Source organism: Roseateles sp. AC306, assembly GCF_979253795.1.
This window is the reverse complement of record NZ_CEEDEB010000010.1, coordinates 56264-69890: the sequence shown is the minus strand read 5'-3', so window position 1 is coordinate 69890 and position 13627 is coordinate 56264. Positions and strand designations below refer to the sequence as shown.

Genomic DNA, 13627 nt, shown 5'->3' with positions numbered 1-13627 from the left:
CGCATGAAACACATCGTCATCGCGGCGGCCACGACAGCGCTGGCGCTCGCCGGCTGCACCAGCTTCAAGAGCTTCAGCGCCTTGGAGCCCGCCACGCCGGCCGATTACACCGGCCCCACGGCCAACGTCGCGGACGAGGTCGTCGTGGTCAGCGTCCAGCGGCTGCACGTCTTCGAGATCACGCAGGTCGACGGCCGGCGCCTGGCCAGCAGCAGCATGGCCTCCACACGGGCCGGCCAGGGCAGCGGCATGACACTGACGCCGGTGGCGCTGACCAACGAACTGCCGCTTCGCGCGGCGCAGCTGCGCCTCCAGGCAGCGACGCAGTACGCCTCGCCCATGCTCGCCATGTCGAACGCGAGCTGCCGCACATTCGGCGAGGTGCGCTTCACGCCCGCTGAAGGCAAGCGCTACCTCGTCAACGGGCAGATCGCCGAAAACGTCTGCGAGGTCTGGATTGAGGACCTCGAGACCCGGCAGCCGGTGACCGAGAAGATCAGCGGTCCGGGCACCGGGCGCTGAACCAGGCGTTACGCCAGGCGGCGTGCGGCCGCCTTGAGCAGCGCCCGGGAGTACCAGCGGTGAAAACCCAGCAGCGCATGGAAGACGCGGCCCATGCGCGCGCCCTCGCCGGCCTTGTGTTGGCGCGGCACGACGGCCGAGCCGAACCACAGCGTCGTGGAGCCGCCTTCACCCGTCTGGGCCTTGAACCAGGACCGCGTGGCGCCACTGTCCTCGTGCATCAGCAGCTCGTCGCCCACGCGCGCCTGGACGGTCCAGACGGCGATGCGCTGGCCCTCGCCAAGGGCCACGGCCCGCGCCATCGCATCGCTGGAAGGCTTGCCGAACAGCGCCAGCAGCGCACGCTCGACCTTGAAGAGGCGCGTCGTGTAGAAGGCCTCGACGAACTCGGCCAGGCTGACGGTGCGCGGGAACCGCAGCGTATAGGCGTCGGCAAAGGCGCCGCGCTCTGCAGCGAGCCGGGCCAGCAGGCTGTCGGGCGGCGGTGGCGTGGCGGTGGGCGTCATGGCGACGGAGCGTAGACGGCAATCGACGGGATAGCCGCAAGCGATTGGCCGGCGGCGATGAGAATCATTAGCATTTTGCTATTCGATCTCGCCAAACCATAGCCACCATGACCAAGACCGTCAGCTTCGGCATCCTCCACCTCGGTACCTCGTTCACGGTGACCTATGCGCTGACCGGCAGCATGGCGGTGGCCGGTGCCGTCACGTTCGTCGAGCCGCTGGCCAACACGGTGCTGCACTACTTCTTCGACAAGTACTGGGACCACCCGCGCGCCGAGGCCTGGCGGGCGCGTTGGCGCCCGACCCGGGCGCTGTCTCAGCCCTGACGCCGACGCCGCTGCTCAGCGCAGGCCGTCCAGCAACGACCGGCGCAGCGTGGCCTCATCGGCGTGGCCGTTCTGGCGACGCATGAGCTGGCCGTCCTTGAAGGTGAAGTACGCCGGGATGCCCTGCACGCCGTACTGCGTGACGAACTCGCTGTTGCTGACCGTCGTCCACGGCTGGAAGGCCACCCGTGCGAAGGCCCAGCCCTTGGGCGCCTCACGCTCGGCGAGGGCGTGGAAGGCGGGATTGGACGGCACGCAGTAGGTGCAGTTGCGATCGAACGAGGTGAGCTGCAGCACCACCCAGCCCTTGCTCTCGCGCAACCAGGCGCTCAGCTCGGCCGGCTGCACGTCCTTGATGTGGGCGCTCGGCGTGGGTGTGGACGCGGAGGCTGCCACCGCGGGCCGTGGCTGCCGGCCCACGGGCGGCGGCAATGGCGCATCAGCGGCCGGCGCGCGCAGGCGCTCGACGTAGGCCAGCAGCGGTGCGCGGTCCAGCGCGGGCGCGCTGACCGTCTTGACGGTGGACACATAGGCGCCCTGCCCCGTGCCCACGCGCACGGCGACGATGGCATCGGCCCGGTGGCCGATTAGATAGGTACCGCGGTCGCCATAGGCCGAGTAGGACAGCTTCCGGGCAAGGTCCAGCTCATGGTGCCAGTAGACGGAGGCGTCGTTCGGGCCGCCCGGCGCCTTGCAGGGGAAGTCGCAGATGGTGACGAGCTCGAAGCCCTGCTCCTTCAGCTGACCGGCGTAGTGGCGGGCGATGAGCAGCGGGCTGTCGTCGGGCTGGTGCTTGTACTGCTGCATGGACACCGTGCCCTCATAGGGGAGGCGATGGCGGCTGCTGTTTCTGCCTTGCATGCGCTCGGGCGGGCTGATCGGCAGCGCGCCGGCCTCCAGCGGGTTGTCATAACGGCCCAGCGCCTTGGCGCTCGGGTAGGGGCGCAGTTCTTCCACAGCAGCGTTTGCGGCGGCCACGCAGGCCAGCAGCGCTGCTGCAACTAACAGCTTTCTCGATCGGACAGACATGGTTCTCCCTGAATGACATTTGCACCCGCGCCTGCGCGCGGCGCCGCAGTCTAGGAGGCCGCCAAAGGGACGCCGGAGGTCAAGTCGTTACGAGCTGTTCGGCGCGCCGGGCGCAGCGGAGCGCTGGATAACGAGAGATCCTGTCCATCGACATCGCGTCCCGGCCACAGCCGTAAGGTCTCCACTACGACGAGACAGGTTGAGCCGGGGCGGTCTCGCGCTCCATCCAGCCCAGCCAGCGCAGCGCCTGCTCGCGGCTGTCGCCACACATGATCTCGCTGGGCTGAAGCGAGCCGCAGACCGCCGGCCGCTCGGGCCGGCCGAAGATCATGCAGCGCAGCTCATCGTCCAGCTGCAGGCAGCGCACGCCGGCCGGCTTGCCATGCGGGTGGCCGGGGATGGGCGAGCTGATCGACGGGGCGATGCAGCAGGCGGCGCAGTGGGGGCGGCATTCCATGGGCAGCCGCGATTCTGCGCCCCGGCCCGGGATCACTTCGTGACGACGATGTCGCCGGTCTGCAGATCGCGCAACTGGTCCACATAAGGCAGCTCGATGTTGTCGAAGCTCACGGGCACACCGGCACAGCGCAGCGCGTCGGGCCGGTCGCAGACATGGAAGTGAAGGTGCGGCTCGGTGGAGTTGCCGCTGCTGCCCAGTTGGCCGATGACCTGCCCGGCGCGCACCGCCTCGCCAACCTTGACGCGCACGCTGGCCGTCTTGAGGTGGGCATACACGGTGGACTCGCCTTGGGCGTGTTCGATCAGCACGTAGTTGCCGATGATGGCGTCGCCTCCCTGCGCCATGCGCTTGTCCTGCTGCTCGCCGACGCGCTTCAGGTAGGCGGCCTGCTCCTCACCGGGGCGGCGGAGGTCATCCGCCGATTCAGGCGCGTCCTGGCGCGCGACGCGCACGATGCCGTCGGCCGCCGCCAGCACGGGGGCACCGTAGGCGAAGTGGTCGGAGAGCTTGCTGCCCTGGCCGCGATAGCTCAGCCCGCCCTCGCCGATGCGCGCAATGTCCAGCGCGAATTCCTGCGGCACCACCCAGCGGTGATGCGAATGCGGCGACGGGCCAGCGCCGATGAACCAGGTGCCCGCGAGCGGAAATCGGTACTTGTTCTTCGCGCCAGCCAGGATGGGCAGCGAGGCGACGGCGCTGACCGCCTGCTGGCCGGCGTCATGGCCCGCGACCTGAACGGTGACGGCTGGCCGCTTGCCGCGATAGCTCAGGAACTGCTGCACCAGCATCAGCATTTCGCCGGGCGCCAGCGTCGCCGAGGACGCGAAGACCGGCTTGGGGCCCAGCAGCGCAGCCCCGCCGAACTGGAAATCGAGCTGGGTGATCATGCCGGCGTCGTTCATCTGCTTGCCGCGCGCGGCGCTCTTGGCCAGGTCCGCAGCTTCCAGCAGCCGGGAGTCGGTCGGCGTGCCGGGGCCCTTCACGGCCAGTGTCACCGAGTCCAGCGTGACGGGCGTGCTGCCGCCGTTGCTGATGGCGATGTTCTGCACCAGCACACCCTGGACCCCACGCACCGAATCGATGGCGTAGGCATGAACGCCCTGCGCCGGATAGAAGCGTACGGACAGCGCTTGCGACCAGGCCGGCAGGCTGCCGGATGCGGCCAGGCAGGCGGACAAAAACACGAAGCGACGAAGCATGGGGGGTCCTTTCAAGACAGCGGCGCATTGTGGGCAGCAGCGACCTGTACCGCCCGCGCGGCGCGACCAACGGCACATCCCCGGGCTTCAAGCGTCCGGATTGCGCTGCATTGCGGCGCGACCGCCGTGCGCCAAGGCCGTACGGGGTGACTTATCCACAGCCACTCCTTAAAATTCGCGGTTCGCCTGAGCGCTCGCGCAGGCACCGTTCTTTCCAGGATCGAGATGCTCTACCCCAAGGAATTCGATGTCATCGTCGTCGGTGGCGGCCATGCCGGCACCGAGGCCGCGCTCGCCGCCGCCCGCATGGGCGCGCAGACGCTGCTGCTGACCCACAACATCGAGACCCTGGGCCAGATGAGCTGCAACCCCAGCATCGGCGGCATCGGCAAGGGCCACCTCGTCAAGGAGGTCGACGCCCTGGGCGGGGCGATGGCGCTCGCCACCGACGAAGCCGGCATCCAGTTCCGCATCCTGAACGGCAGCAAGGGCCCGGCCGTGCGCGCCACCCGCGCCCAGGCCGACCGCATCCTCTACAAGGCCGCCATCCGCCGCCGGCTGGAAAACCAGCCCAACCTGATGCTGTTCCAGCAGGCAGTGGACGACCTGATGGTGGAGGGCGACCGCGTCGTCGGCGCCGTCACGCAGGCCGGCATCCAGTTCCGCGCCCGCGCCGTCGTGCTGACGGCAGGCACTTTCCTGGACGGCCGCATCCATGTCGGCCTGCAGAACTACGCCGCCGGCCGCGCGGGCGATCCGCCGGCCGTGTCGCTGTCGGCTCGGCTCAAGGAGCTGAAGCTGCCGCAGGGTCGGCTCAAGACCGGCACGCCGCCGCGCCTGGATGGCCGGACCATCGACTTCTCGAAGTGCGAGGCGCAGCCGGGCGACGGCGCGCCCTCGGCAGACGGCACGCCTCCACCCCACCCCGTGCCGGTGTTCAGCTTCATGGGCAACAAGGCCATGCACCCGCAGCAGGTGCCCTGCTGGATCACGCACACCAACCTGCGCACGCACGAGATCATCCGCAGCGGCTTTGACCGCAGCCCGATGTTCACCGGCGTCATCGAAGGCGTGGGCCCGCGCTACTGCCCCAGCATCGAGGACAAGGTCAACCGATTTGCCGACAAGGACTCGCACCAGATCTTCCTGGAGCCCGAAGGCCTGACGACGCACGAGTTCTACCCGAACGGCATCTCCACCTCCCTGCCCTTCGACATCCAGCTCGCCGCCGTGCGCAGCATCCCGGGCCTGGAGAACGCCGACATCCTGCGCCCCGGCTACGCCATCGAGTACGACTACTTCGACCCGCGCGGGCTGAAGGCGTCCTTCGAGACCAAGGTCATCCAGGGCCTGTTCTTCGCCGGCCAGATCAACGGCACCACTGGCTACGAGGAAGCTGCAGCCCAAGGCCTGTTCGCCGGTCTGAATGCTGCGCTGCAGGTGCGGGGCGACGGCGCATGGACGCCGGCGCGCGACCAGGCCTACCTGGGCGTGCTCGTGGACGACCTCATCACCAAGGGCGTGACCGAGCCCTACCGCATGTTCACCAGCCGAGCAGAGTTCCGCCTGCAACTGCGCGAGGACAACGCCGACGCCCGCCTGACGGAGACCGGCCGCCAGCTGGGCCTGGTGGACGACGAGCGCTGGAGCGCCTTCAATCGCAAGCGCGATGCTGTTTCACGTGAAACAGAGAAGCTGAAGACAACTTGGGTTCACCCCGGCATCTTCCCGGCGGCGGACGCCGAGCGCTTGGTTGGCAAGGCGCTGGAGCGTGAATACACGCTGGTCGAACTGCTGCGCCGGCCGGGTGTCGTGTTTGACACCGTCGCCGAAGTCGCTTCGATCGCGCGGCCGGAGGCTGGCGTTTCACGTGAAACATTGACTGCCGAATTGGGCCAGGAGCTGGCCGACCTCGTCGCCGAACAGGTTGAGATCAGCACCAAGTACGCCGGCTACATCAACAAGCAGGTGGACGACGTCGCCCGCGCTGCCCACTTCGAGCACCTGAAGCTGCCCGACGACCTGGACTACGGCCTCGTCCACGCCCTCTCCTTCGAGGCGCGTCAGAAGCTGAACAAGCACCGCCCCGAGACGCTGGGCCAGGCGTCGCGCATCTCCGGCATCACGCCGGCGGCGGTCTCGCTGCTGCTTGTGCATTTGAAGAAGGGCAAGTTCAAGGGGTTCGCGGCCGAGGCGGAAGCTGCATGAAGGACACGTTAGCAAGCGCGGCCCTCGAACTTGGCCTGGATCTCAGCGACACCCAACTTGACCAGTTGCTCGCCTACCTGGCCCTGCTCCAGAAGTGGAACAAGGTCTACAACCTGACCGCCGTGCGCGACCCCGCGCAGATGCTGAGCCACCACCTGGTCGACAGCCTGTCCGTCATCACGCCGCTGAAGCGCAATGGCGCACCGAACAGGCTCATGGATGTCGGCGCCGGTGGCGGCCTGCCAGGCGTGGTCATCGCCATCTGCTGCCCGGGCACCGATGTCAGATGCGTGGATGCCGTCGCCAAGAAGGCGACCTTCATCCAGCAGGTAGCGGCCGAGCTGAAGCTACCGAACCTGCGTGGCGTCCACAGCCGGGTGGAGCAACTGAGCACCGAGCCCTTCGGCGTCATCACGTCCCGCGCCTTTGCCTCGCTGGTCGACTTCACGGGCCTGACCCGCCAGCACCTCAGAGAAGGTGCCGTCTGGATGGCCATGAAGGGCCAGCACCCGGCCGAGGAGATCGCCGCGCTGCCGGCCGACGTGGAGGTGTTTCACGTGGAACAACTGACCGTCCCCGGCCTGGACGTCCAGCGCTGCATCATCTGGATGAAGCCCCGCTGAGGCACTTCACGGGTCGCGCCCGAGAGGCGGCCCGTCCTCTCGCCGGTACGATGCTGGCAGTCGAGAACTAGAACCCATGGCCAAGATTTTCTGCATCGCCAACCAGAAGGGCGGCGTCGGCAAGACCACCACCACCGTCAACCTCGCCGCCGGCTTGGCACAGATCGGCCAGCGCGTCCTGGTCGTCGACCTGGACCCCCAGGGCAACGCAACCATGGGCTCCGGCATTGACAAGCGCAAGCTGGAGCTGACGGTCTACGACGTGCTGCTGGAGTCCGCCACGCTGCCCGAGGCCAGGACGCGAGCCGACAAGGCCGGCTACGACGTACTCGGCGCCAACCGCGAGCTGGCCGGTGCAGAGGTCGACCTGGTCGCGCTGGAGCGCCGCGAGGCCCGGCTCAAGGCCGCGCTGGCCGACGCCGGCCCGGACTACGACTTCATCCTCATCGACTGCCCGCCGTCGCTGTCCATGCTGACGCTGAACGGCCTGTGCTGCGCTCACGGCGTCATCGTGCCGATGCAGTGCGAGTACTTCGCGCTGGAGGGCCTGACCGACCTCGTCAACACCATCAAGCAGATCCACGCCAACCTGAACCCGGACCTGCAGATCATCGGCCTGCTGCGCGTCATGTTCGACCCGCGCATCACGCTGCAGCAGCAGGTCAGCGACCAGCTCAAGACTCACTTCGGCAACAAGGTGTTCGACACCGTCATCCCTCGCAATGTGCGGCTCGCCGAGGCGCCCAGCTACGGGCTGCCGGGGGTCGTGTTCGACCCCAGCTCCAAGGGAGCCGTGGCGTTTGTCGAGTTCGCCAAGGAGATGGTGGCTCGCATCGAGACGATGCGATAGGCATCCGCGACTCTTGCCATGTCAGACGCCCTGCTCCGTTACGTTCCCGTTGACCCAGATCATGTGCCGAGCGCCGATCAAGCAACGCGGGCGAAGCAACTACTTTCCGGCTGGCTACCTATGGCCAGCGACGTTGTCAGTCATACCAAGGCGCGAGTCGTTTTTGTGGATGCCGGCGGAAATTGGGCCGGCGCGCATTGCCAGTCATGTGGGGCCGATGCCGAGGACTGGTGGAGCGACGCCATGGAGGCTGCTGCCGACGGCGGCTTTGAGAACCTGCGGGTCATAGCAGCATGCTGTGGCGCTGACGTTTCATTGAATGGGCTGAAGTACGGCTGGCCGGTCGCGTTCGGCCGATTCTTCCTGGAGGCTGTCAATCCGAACGTCGCCGGGATTTCCGAACAAGCTCTGAAACAGCTGGGTGACGCCATAGGCGCGCCTGTGCGGCAGATTCAAGTGCATGTCTAAGGCCTCCAGCGCCACGCTGCGCCCGATGACCCTGGCCGACGCCGACGCCGTCGCTCTACTCCACGCCACCAGCTGGCGCAGCGCCTACGGCGGTATGTTGACCGACGACTTCCTCGACAACCATGTCGTCGCCGACCGCCAATCCGTCTGGCGCGAACGCCTGCTGAGCCCGGCCACCGCGCCAGGTTTTGGCGTCGTGGCCGAAGATGCCACGGGCGACATGATCGGCTTCGCCTATGTGCTGTTGCACCACGATCCGGTCTGGGGCACGCTGGTCGACAACCTGCACGTCCACCCAGAGCACAAGGGCGGCGGCATTGGCCGGCGGCTGCTTCAGGCCGTGGCGACCCAGCTCGGTCCGCAGCACACGCAACCTCTCTTCCTCTGGGTGCTGGACGGCAATGAGCCCGCCAAGCGCTTCTACGCCCGCATGGGCGCCGAGTTCGCCGAGCAGGGCATGACCGATGGACTCGGCGGCGCGACTCTTGCGGAGTGGCGTTGCGTGTGGCGCCAGCCCACGTTGCTGCTGCAACTGCCATGAGCAGGTCTCTGCACGCCCTTGCCGCACTGCTGCTGACGCTGGCTGCCAGCGCTGCTTGCGGCGCAGACGCCAACCTGTTCGCCTTTGTCGGTCAGAAGATCAGCGTCGAAGCGTTCGAACCGCAAGGCTGCGGCGCCAAACCAGACCCACCCCTCGAACAGGTTTGCATCGTCATGGACGCCGCTTTCCATGCGGAATACCGCGTGCTGAAAGCGGTCTACGGCCAGTACGACGGACCGATCATCCGTTTCGACGCGTTCGACCACTATGGCCGGCCGCGCTTCGCCCGGTACGACCAGGTGCTGCTGTTCGTATCCAAGGCCAGTGACGGCCGGTGGATCCACCAGAAGTACCAATACTTTCCCGTCCATGAAACCGTCAACGGCGCCTTGGTGGGGTGCGGGTCGGCCGACCGTTTCGAGCCACCAGCCCGGCGCGGCCCAAGCACAGCCCAGCCTGTCGCGCTCAAACGACCCGTTGTCGAACCGCTGCGGGACATGACACCCGAGCAGATCGCCGAGTGGTTCCCTGCCACGGACTGGCAGATCACACCGGAAGGCGCCATCTGCCTGCGCGGCACGCCGCTGGCGGAGTTGTTCGAAGCAAAGAAGCGCGGCGTCCTCAAGGCCCGCGGCGTTTTCGAGTGAACCCGCTACTCGATCTGCTGGCGTTGCGCGCCGAACTCGCCGGCCTGGACGCCAGCGCGCCGCCGCAGCAAGCCGACATCGACGGCTGGCTGATCCGCCTGTCGCCGGGCAAGGCCAAGCGCTCGCGCTGCATCAATGCGCTGCGCGAGGGCAGCTTGCCGCTGGACGACCTGCTGGCCCGCTGCCAGCAGGCCTATGACGCCGCCGGCCTGCCGTTGGCCGTGCGCGTGACGCCCTGGAGCCAGCCTGCCGACCTGGACGCGCGCCTGGCTGCCAAGGGTTGGAATGCCTTCGATGCGGCCGATGTGATGGTGCTGGGCTCCCTGACTCCTGAGCCCGCACCAGTCGCCCTCCAGGCCCTCGACGCCAACGCCTACGCCGCCCTCGTCGGCACGCTGCGAGGCTCGTCCGAGAGGGCAATAGCCGCCCACGCCGAGCGCATTGCTAACGCCCCAGTCACCTACCAGGGCTTCGCGCTCAACGACGCCACGGGCGTACTGCTCGCCTGCGGCCAGATGGTCGTGGACGGCGACATCGTCGGCCTCTACGACATCGCCTCGGCCGTGCAGCGCCAGGGCCACGCGGACCGCCTGTGCCGCGCGCTGCTGGCCCTCGCCCACGCCCAGGGCGCCCGCAAGGCCTATCTTCAGGTGGGCAGCGACAACGAGGTCGCCAAGCGCCTGTACACGCGCATGGGCTTCGTCTTCGCCTACCGCTACCACTACCGCAGCCCCGAACAAGAGTTGGTGTGAAGCTCCGCCGCCTCGAACCCACAGACCTGCCCGCCTTCCAGGCCTACCGCAACGACCCCGACGTGGGCCGCTGGCAGGGTTGGGTGCCCAAGTCCGACGCCCAGGCGCTGGCCTTTCTGAACGAGATGGCGGCCGCGCCGCTCTTCCAGCCGGGCCAGTGGACGCAGCTCGGCATTGCCGACGAGCTGACCGGCCAACTGCTCGGTGACCTGGGCGTCTACGTCAGCGCCGATGGCCGCGAGGCCGAGTTCGGCTTCACGCTGGCCCGGGCCGCGCAAGGTCAGGGCATTGCCAGCGCCGCCGTGTGCGAGGCCGTTGCCCTGGTGTTCGACGAAACGCCGGTCGCGTGCATCCACGCCCAGACCGACGCGCGCAACATCGCCTGCATTCGACTACTGGAGCGCCTCGGTGTGCCGCTCGTCCAGCAGATCGACACGGAGTTCCGCGGCGAACCCTGCGTCGAATTCCGGTACGAACTGGCTCGCCGCTAGGCGCCAAACGCCCCGAGGCGCGCGGATTGCCAGGAGGCCCGCATGAAGTTTTTCGGGCTCGGACTGCTCCTCGCCGTGGCGATGGCCGCACTTGGCTGGCAGCAAGGCTGGTGGCGCCTGCCTGACCGCCACAACCCGTTCGCGCCGCTGGTGGTTCAAGACCCGCCCAACTGGCTCACCGGCTTCAAGCTCACGCGCGCGCAGCGCGACCCGCCGCGCTGCGCGCAACTCGTCCGGGCGCTGCCCTGGCGCGCCGAGCCGCTGCCCGACCGGCGCACCGGCGAAGGCTGCGGCTTCACCGATGCATGGCGCGTTTCTGGCATGGGCAACGTCGACGTCGACGCGTTCTCGCTGTCCTGCCCATCGGTGCTGGCACTGGCCATGTGGCAACAGCACACGCTGGCCGACGCGGCGCAGCGCCATCTCGGCGAGCCGGTGCGCCGGCTTCAGCACGTGGGCAGCTACGCCTGCCGCAATGTCTACGGGCGCGAAGGCGCCCAGCGCAGCCGCCATGCCACGGCGGAAGCCCTCGACGTCACCGGCTTCGTGCTGAGAAGCGGCCGTCGCGTGGGCGTCCAGCGCGACTGGGACGATGGCAGCGCCGAGGGCGCTTTCCTGCGTGAGGCGCACGGCGGCGCCTGCCGCTGGTTCCACGGCGTCCTGGGACCTGACTACAACGCCGCGCATCGTGACCACTTCCACCTCGAAACCGGCGGTTGGCGAACCTGCCGTTGAAGACGCGACCCCGTGTGGGCCTGCGCTGCCTCCCACGTTTGCAGGCCCACCCCAGGGCAGCGAGTTGCGCGAGCTGGGTCAACATGCCGCCCAACCCCACGACCCTGTCCTGCCCATGCAACTGAAGACCTTGGCCGCCGCCTTCGTCGCCGCGTCACTGCAGTCCACCGCGCTGGCGGCCGACAAACCCGTCGTCGACCTGCCCGGCGCCGCGGACCATCCCCTCATCAAGCGCTTCGCCGGCTCCTGGCTCGCCGGCCAAAGCGTCTCCAACTGGGATGCCGCCGTGCTGCCCGCCAGCGCCGAAATGGCCAAGGGCGACAACCGCCAGTTCAAGGACCCGCTCAATCTGGAAGGCAGGGTCACGCGCACCCTCTACATCGCGCCGCGCGGCAAGGCGTCGCTGGAGGTGTGGCGCAACTACGAGCAGGCGCTGAACGCCGCCGGCTTCAAGAAGCGCTTCTCGTGCGAAAGCAAGTGCGCCGACCTCTACTTCGCCTGGTGGAAAGCGAGCGAGCCCAACAAGGGCATGACCTGGGCCAAGGGCGACGTCGAGACGCCCACCGGCAGCCGCTACGGCCTGACCTCGGCCCTGTCTCCCGAAGACGGCCGCATGCTCGTCGGCACGCTGGGCAAGCCCGGCCATGAAGCCCATGTGCTGCTCTACAACTCGCTGGCCGCCAACGCGACGACGGGCCTCGTCGCCACCTATCTGCAAATCGTCGAGCCCAAGGCCATGGAGACCGGCCAGGTCACCGTGGACCCGGCTGCGTTGCAGGCCGGCCTGGCGGCGGAAGGCCGCGTCACACTGACGGGCCTGTTCTTCGACACCGGCAAGACCGAGCTCAAGCCCGAGTCCAAGGCCCAGCTCGAAGCCATGGCCGAGCTGCTGAAAAGCCAGCCCGCGCTGAAGGCCTGGATCGTCGGCCACACGGACAACGTCGGCGGCTTCGACGCCAACGAGAAGCTCAGCCTGGCCCGTGCCCAGGCCGTCGTCGCGGCACTGGTGGCGGCGCCGTACAAGGTGGATGCGAAGCGGGTCGTGCCCAAGGGGCTGGCGTCGCTGGCGCCAGTGGCCGGCAATGGCGACGACGCCGGCCGGGCGCGGAACCGGCGCGTGGAGCTGGTGGCGCAGTAGCGAGACCTCGCCGCCTGCAAGGGCAGCCGACTCGCGTTAGGGTGCGAAACATGCTGCCCTCTTCCGTCATCGCCATCACGCCGCTGGGCTTCCCCTGGGAGACTCTCGACCCCTTCCTGTTCTGCGTCCACCACGACGACGCCTACCCGCGCGGCAACGGCCGCTACGGGCCGGACGCGGCGCTGCTGGCCGGCCGGCAGATCGGCTCGGACTTTTCGCGCAAGGACGGCTGGAGCATGTACCACGGCCAGCAGGTGCCCGGCTTTCCCGCCCACCCGCACCGCGGCTTCGAGACGGTGACCATCGTGCGCCAGGGCCGCGTCGACCACGCCGACTCGCTCGGCGCCGGTGCGCGCTTCGGCGGTGGCGACGTGCAGTGGCTGACCGCCGGCAAGGGCATCGTCCACGCGGAGATGTTCCCGCTGCTGCACATCGACCGGCCCAACCCGCTGGAGCTGTTCCAGATCTGGCTCAACCTGCCGGCCGACAGCAAGATGGTGGAGCCGCACTTCACGATGTTCTGGTCGCAGGACATCCCGCAGCACCGCTTCGTCGACGCGGAGGGGCGCGGCACCGAGGTCGTCTGCATGGCCGGTGCCCTGCCCGTGCCGGGAGGCATCGCCCAGCCGCTCGCGCCGCCACCGGACTCCTGGGCCTCGCGCCTGCATTCGGACGTCGCCATCTGGACGCTCAAGCTCGAACCTGGCGCGCAGTGGACGCTACCCGCGGCGGCCGGCGACAGCACACGCCGCAAGCTCTACTTCTTTGCCGGCACGCGCCTCAGCGTCGACGGCCGGGCGGTGGACGTGAAGTCCGCCATCGAGCTGCGGGCGGGCGCCGCCGTCACCCTGGTCAACGGCGCGGAACCCGCCGAGCTGCTGATGCTGCAAGGCCGCCCGATCGGCGAGCCGGTTGCCCAGTACGGCCCCTTCGTCATGAACACCGAGCAGGAGCTGCGGCAGGCGTTCGAGGACTACCGGCGCACCGAGTTCGGCGGCTGGCCCTGGCCCGATGCCGCGCCTGTCCACGGCGACGACGGCGGGCGCTTTGCGCGGCATGTGGATGGCCGCACCGAGCGGCATGCGGCGCAAGAGCAGACGGCGCCGCCAGCGCTGTAGAGTCCGCCCCGCCT

17 protein-coding genes are annotated in these 13627 nt (G+C 68.5%); 13 read left to right on the top strand and 4 right to left on the bottom strand.

Annotation, left to right across the window (positions count from 1 at the left end; all coding sequences use genetic code 11):
* Nucleotides 1–3: 3 nt before the first annotated feature.
* Nucleotides 4–522 (top strand): hypothetical protein, encoded by a 519-nt coding sequence (locus tag AC0IZJ_RS18885; protein WP_471852821.1) that lies wholly within the window; start codon nucleotides 4–6, stop codon nucleotides 520–522.
* 8 nt (nucleotides 523–530) lie between these two features.
* Here the strand turns inward: AC0IZJ_RS18885 and AC0IZJ_RS18880 are convergent, their stop codons facing one another.
* Nucleotides 531–1028 (bottom strand): hypothetical protein, encoded by a 498-nt coding sequence (locus AC0IZJ_RS18880; protein WP_471852819.1) that lies wholly within the window; start codon nucleotides 1026–1028, stop codon nucleotides 531–533.
* Between the two features lie 107 nt (nucleotides 1029–1135).
* Here AC0IZJ_RS18880 and AC0IZJ_RS18875 point away from each other — a divergent pair, with 107 nt between their 5' ends.
* On the top strand, nucleotides 1136–1354 hold the full coding sequence (locus AC0IZJ_RS18875; RefSeq protein WP_471852817.1) for a DUF2061 domain-containing protein: 219 nt from the start codon (nucleotides 1136–1138) through the stop codon (nucleotides 1352–1354).
* A 15-nt stretch (nucleotides 1355–1369) separates the two neighbouring features.
* On the opposite strand, the gene AC0IZJ_RS18870 is transcribed toward AC0IZJ_RS18875, so the two are convergent.
* From AC0IZJ_RS18870 to AC0IZJ_RS18860, 3 genes are all read right to left on the bottom strand, one after another.
* The gene (locus AC0IZJ_RS18870) at nucleotides 1370–2383 is read right to left on the bottom strand and encodes a thioredoxin family protein (protein ID WP_471852815.1); all 1014 of its coding nucleotides are present in this window, start codon (nucleotides 2381–2383) and stop codon (nucleotides 1370–1372) included.
* Between the two features lie 184 nt (nucleotides 2384–2567).
* Nucleotides 2568–2840, bottom strand: a complete 273-nt coding sequence (locus AC0IZJ_RS18865) for a YkgJ family cysteine cluster protein (RefSeq protein ID WP_471852813.1) — start codon at nucleotides 2838–2840, stop codon at nucleotides 2568–2570.
* Between the two features lie 32 nt (nucleotides 2841–2872).
* Entirely contained in the window at nucleotides 2873–4042 is a 1170-nt protein-coding gene (locus tag AC0IZJ_RS18860) for a M23 family metallopeptidase (RefSeq protein ID WP_471852811.1), read from the bottom strand.
* Between the two features lie 225 nt (nucleotides 4043–4267).
* Between AC0IZJ_RS18860 and mnmG the strand changes: the two genes are divergently transcribed.
* The 11 genes from mnmG (at nucleotide 4268) to AC0IZJ_RS18805 (ending at nucleotide 13613) form a co-directional block, all read left to right on the top strand.
* The gene (gene mnmG, locus AC0IZJ_RS18855) at nucleotides 4268–6250 is read left to right on the top strand and encodes a tRNA uridine-5-carboxymethylaminomethyl(34) synthesis enzyme MnmG (protein ID WP_471852809.1); all 1983 of its coding nucleotides are present in this window, start codon (nucleotides 4268–4270) and stop codon (nucleotides 6248–6250) included.
* Nucleotides 6247–6873, top strand: a complete 627-nt coding sequence (gene rsmG, locus AC0IZJ_RS18850; protein ID WP_471852807.1) for a 16S rRNA (guanine(527)-N(7))-methyltransferase RsmG — start codon at nucleotides 6247–6249, stop codon at nucleotides 6871–6873. The genes mnmG and rsmG overlap by 4 nt, the downstream gene beginning before the upstream one ends.
* A 76-nt stretch (nucleotides 6874–6949) precedes the next feature.
* A complete protein-coding gene (locus AC0IZJ_RS18845; protein ID WP_471852804.1) occupies nucleotides 6950–7723 on the top strand; it encodes a ParA family protein in 774 nt (257 codons plus the stop codon).
* A gap of 18 nt (nucleotides 7724–7741) precedes the next feature.
* On the top strand, nucleotides 7742–8191 hold the full coding sequence (locus AC0IZJ_RS18840; RefSeq protein WP_471852802.1) for a hypothetical protein: 450 nt from the start codon (nucleotides 7742–7744) through the stop codon (nucleotides 8189–8191).
* Nucleotides 8184–8732, top strand: coding sequence for a GNAT family N-acetyltransferase (locus AC0IZJ_RS18835; protein WP_471852800.1), 549 nt, complete (start codon nucleotides 8184–8186; stop codon nucleotides 8730–8732). The genes AC0IZJ_RS18840 and AC0IZJ_RS18835 overlap by 8 nt, the downstream gene beginning before the upstream one ends.
* On the top strand, nucleotides 8729–9379 hold the full coding sequence (locus AC0IZJ_RS18830) for a hypothetical protein (RefSeq protein ID WP_471852798.1): 651 nt from the start codon (nucleotides 8729–8731) through the stop codon (nucleotides 9377–9379). Before AC0IZJ_RS18835 ends, AC0IZJ_RS18830 begins: the two co-directional genes overlap by 4 nt.
* Nucleotides 9376–10131 (top strand): GNAT family N-acetyltransferase, encoded by a 756-nt coding sequence (locus tag AC0IZJ_RS18825; protein WP_471852796.1) that lies wholly within the window; start codon nucleotides 9376–9378, stop codon nucleotides 10129–10131. Before AC0IZJ_RS18830 ends, AC0IZJ_RS18825 begins: the two co-directional genes overlap by 4 nt.
* A complete protein-coding gene (locus AC0IZJ_RS18820; RefSeq protein ID WP_471852794.1) occupies nucleotides 10128–10622 on the top strand; it encodes a GNAT family N-acetyltransferase in 495 nt (164 codons plus the stop codon). The genes AC0IZJ_RS18825 and AC0IZJ_RS18820 overlap by 4 nt, the downstream gene beginning before the upstream one ends.
* A 42-nt stretch (nucleotides 10623–10664) precedes the next feature.
* Nucleotides 10665–11357: an extensin-like domain-containing protein gene (locus tag AC0IZJ_RS18815; RefSeq protein WP_471852792.1), complete on the top strand. Its 693-nt coding sequence runs from the start codon at nucleotides 10665–10667 to the stop codon at nucleotides 11355–11357.
* Between the two features lie 115 nt (nucleotides 11358–11472).
* Nucleotides 11473–12495 (top strand): OmpA family protein, encoded by a 1023-nt coding sequence (locus tag AC0IZJ_RS18810; RefSeq protein ID WP_471852790.1) that lies wholly within the window; start codon nucleotides 11473–11475, stop codon nucleotides 12493–12495.
* Between the two features lie 50 nt (nucleotides 12496–12545).
* Nucleotides 12546–13613 (top strand): pirin family protein, encoded by a 1068-nt coding sequence (locus tag AC0IZJ_RS18805; RefSeq protein ID WP_471852788.1) that lies wholly within the window; start codon nucleotides 12546–12548, stop codon nucleotides 13611–13613.
* Nucleotides 13614–13627 lie beyond the last annotated feature (14 nt).

Coding starts and splice junctions, on each gene's coding strand:
- AC0IZJ_RS18885 (WP_471852821.1), top strand. CDS start 4: ATGAAACACATCGTCATCGCGGCGGCCACGACAGCGCTGGCGCTCGCC.
- AC0IZJ_RS18880 (WP_471852819.1), bottom strand. CDS start 1,028: ATGACGCCCACCGCCACGCCACCGCCGCCCGACAGCCTGCTGGCCCGG.
- AC0IZJ_RS18875 (WP_471852817.1), top strand. CDS start 1,136: ATGACCAAGACCGTCAGCTTCGGCATCCTCCACCTCGGTACCTCGTTC.
- AC0IZJ_RS18870 (WP_471852815.1), bottom strand. CDS start 2,383: ATGTCTGTCCGATCGAGAAAGCTGTTAGTTGCAGCAGCGCTGCTGGCC.
- AC0IZJ_RS18865 (WP_471852813.1), bottom strand. CDS start 2,840: ATGGAATGCCGCCCCCACTGCGCCGCCTGCTGCATCGCCCCGTCGATC.
- AC0IZJ_RS18860 (WP_471852811.1), bottom strand. CDS start 4,042: ATGCTTCGTCGCTTCGTGTTTTTGTCCGCCTGCCTGGCCGCATCCGGC.
- mnmG (WP_471852809.1), top strand. CDS start 4,268: ATGCTCTACCCCAAGGAATTCGATGTCATCGTCGTCGGTGGCGGCCAT.
- rsmG (WP_471852807.1), top strand. CDS start 6,247: ATGAAGGACACGTTAGCAAGCGCGGCCCTCGAACTTGGCCTGGATCTC.
- AC0IZJ_RS18845 (WP_471852804.1), top strand. CDS start 6,950: ATGGCCAAGATTTTCTGCATCGCCAACCAGAAGGGCGGCGTCGGCAAG.
- AC0IZJ_RS18840 (WP_471852802.1), top strand. CDS start 7,742: ATGTCAGACGCCCTGCTCCGTTACGTTCCCGTTGACCCAGATCATGTG.
- AC0IZJ_RS18835 (WP_471852800.1), top strand. CDS start 8,184: ATGTCTAAGGCCTCCAGCGCCACGCTGCGCCCGATGACCCTGGCCGAC.
- AC0IZJ_RS18830 (WP_471852798.1), top strand. CDS start 8,729: ATGAGCAGGTCTCTGCACGCCCTTGCCGCACTGCTGCTGACGCTGGCT.
- AC0IZJ_RS18815 (WP_471852792.1), top strand. CDS start 10,665: ATGAAGTTTTTCGGGCTCGGACTGCTCCTCGCCGTGGCGATGGCCGCA.
- AC0IZJ_RS18810 (WP_471852790.1), top strand. CDS start 11,473: ATGCAACTGAAGACCTTGGCCGCCGCCTTCGTCGCCGCGTCACTGCAG.
- AC0IZJ_RS18805 (WP_471852788.1), top strand. CDS start 12,546: ATGCTGCCCTCTTCCGTCATCGCCATCACGCCGCTGGGCTTCCCCTGG.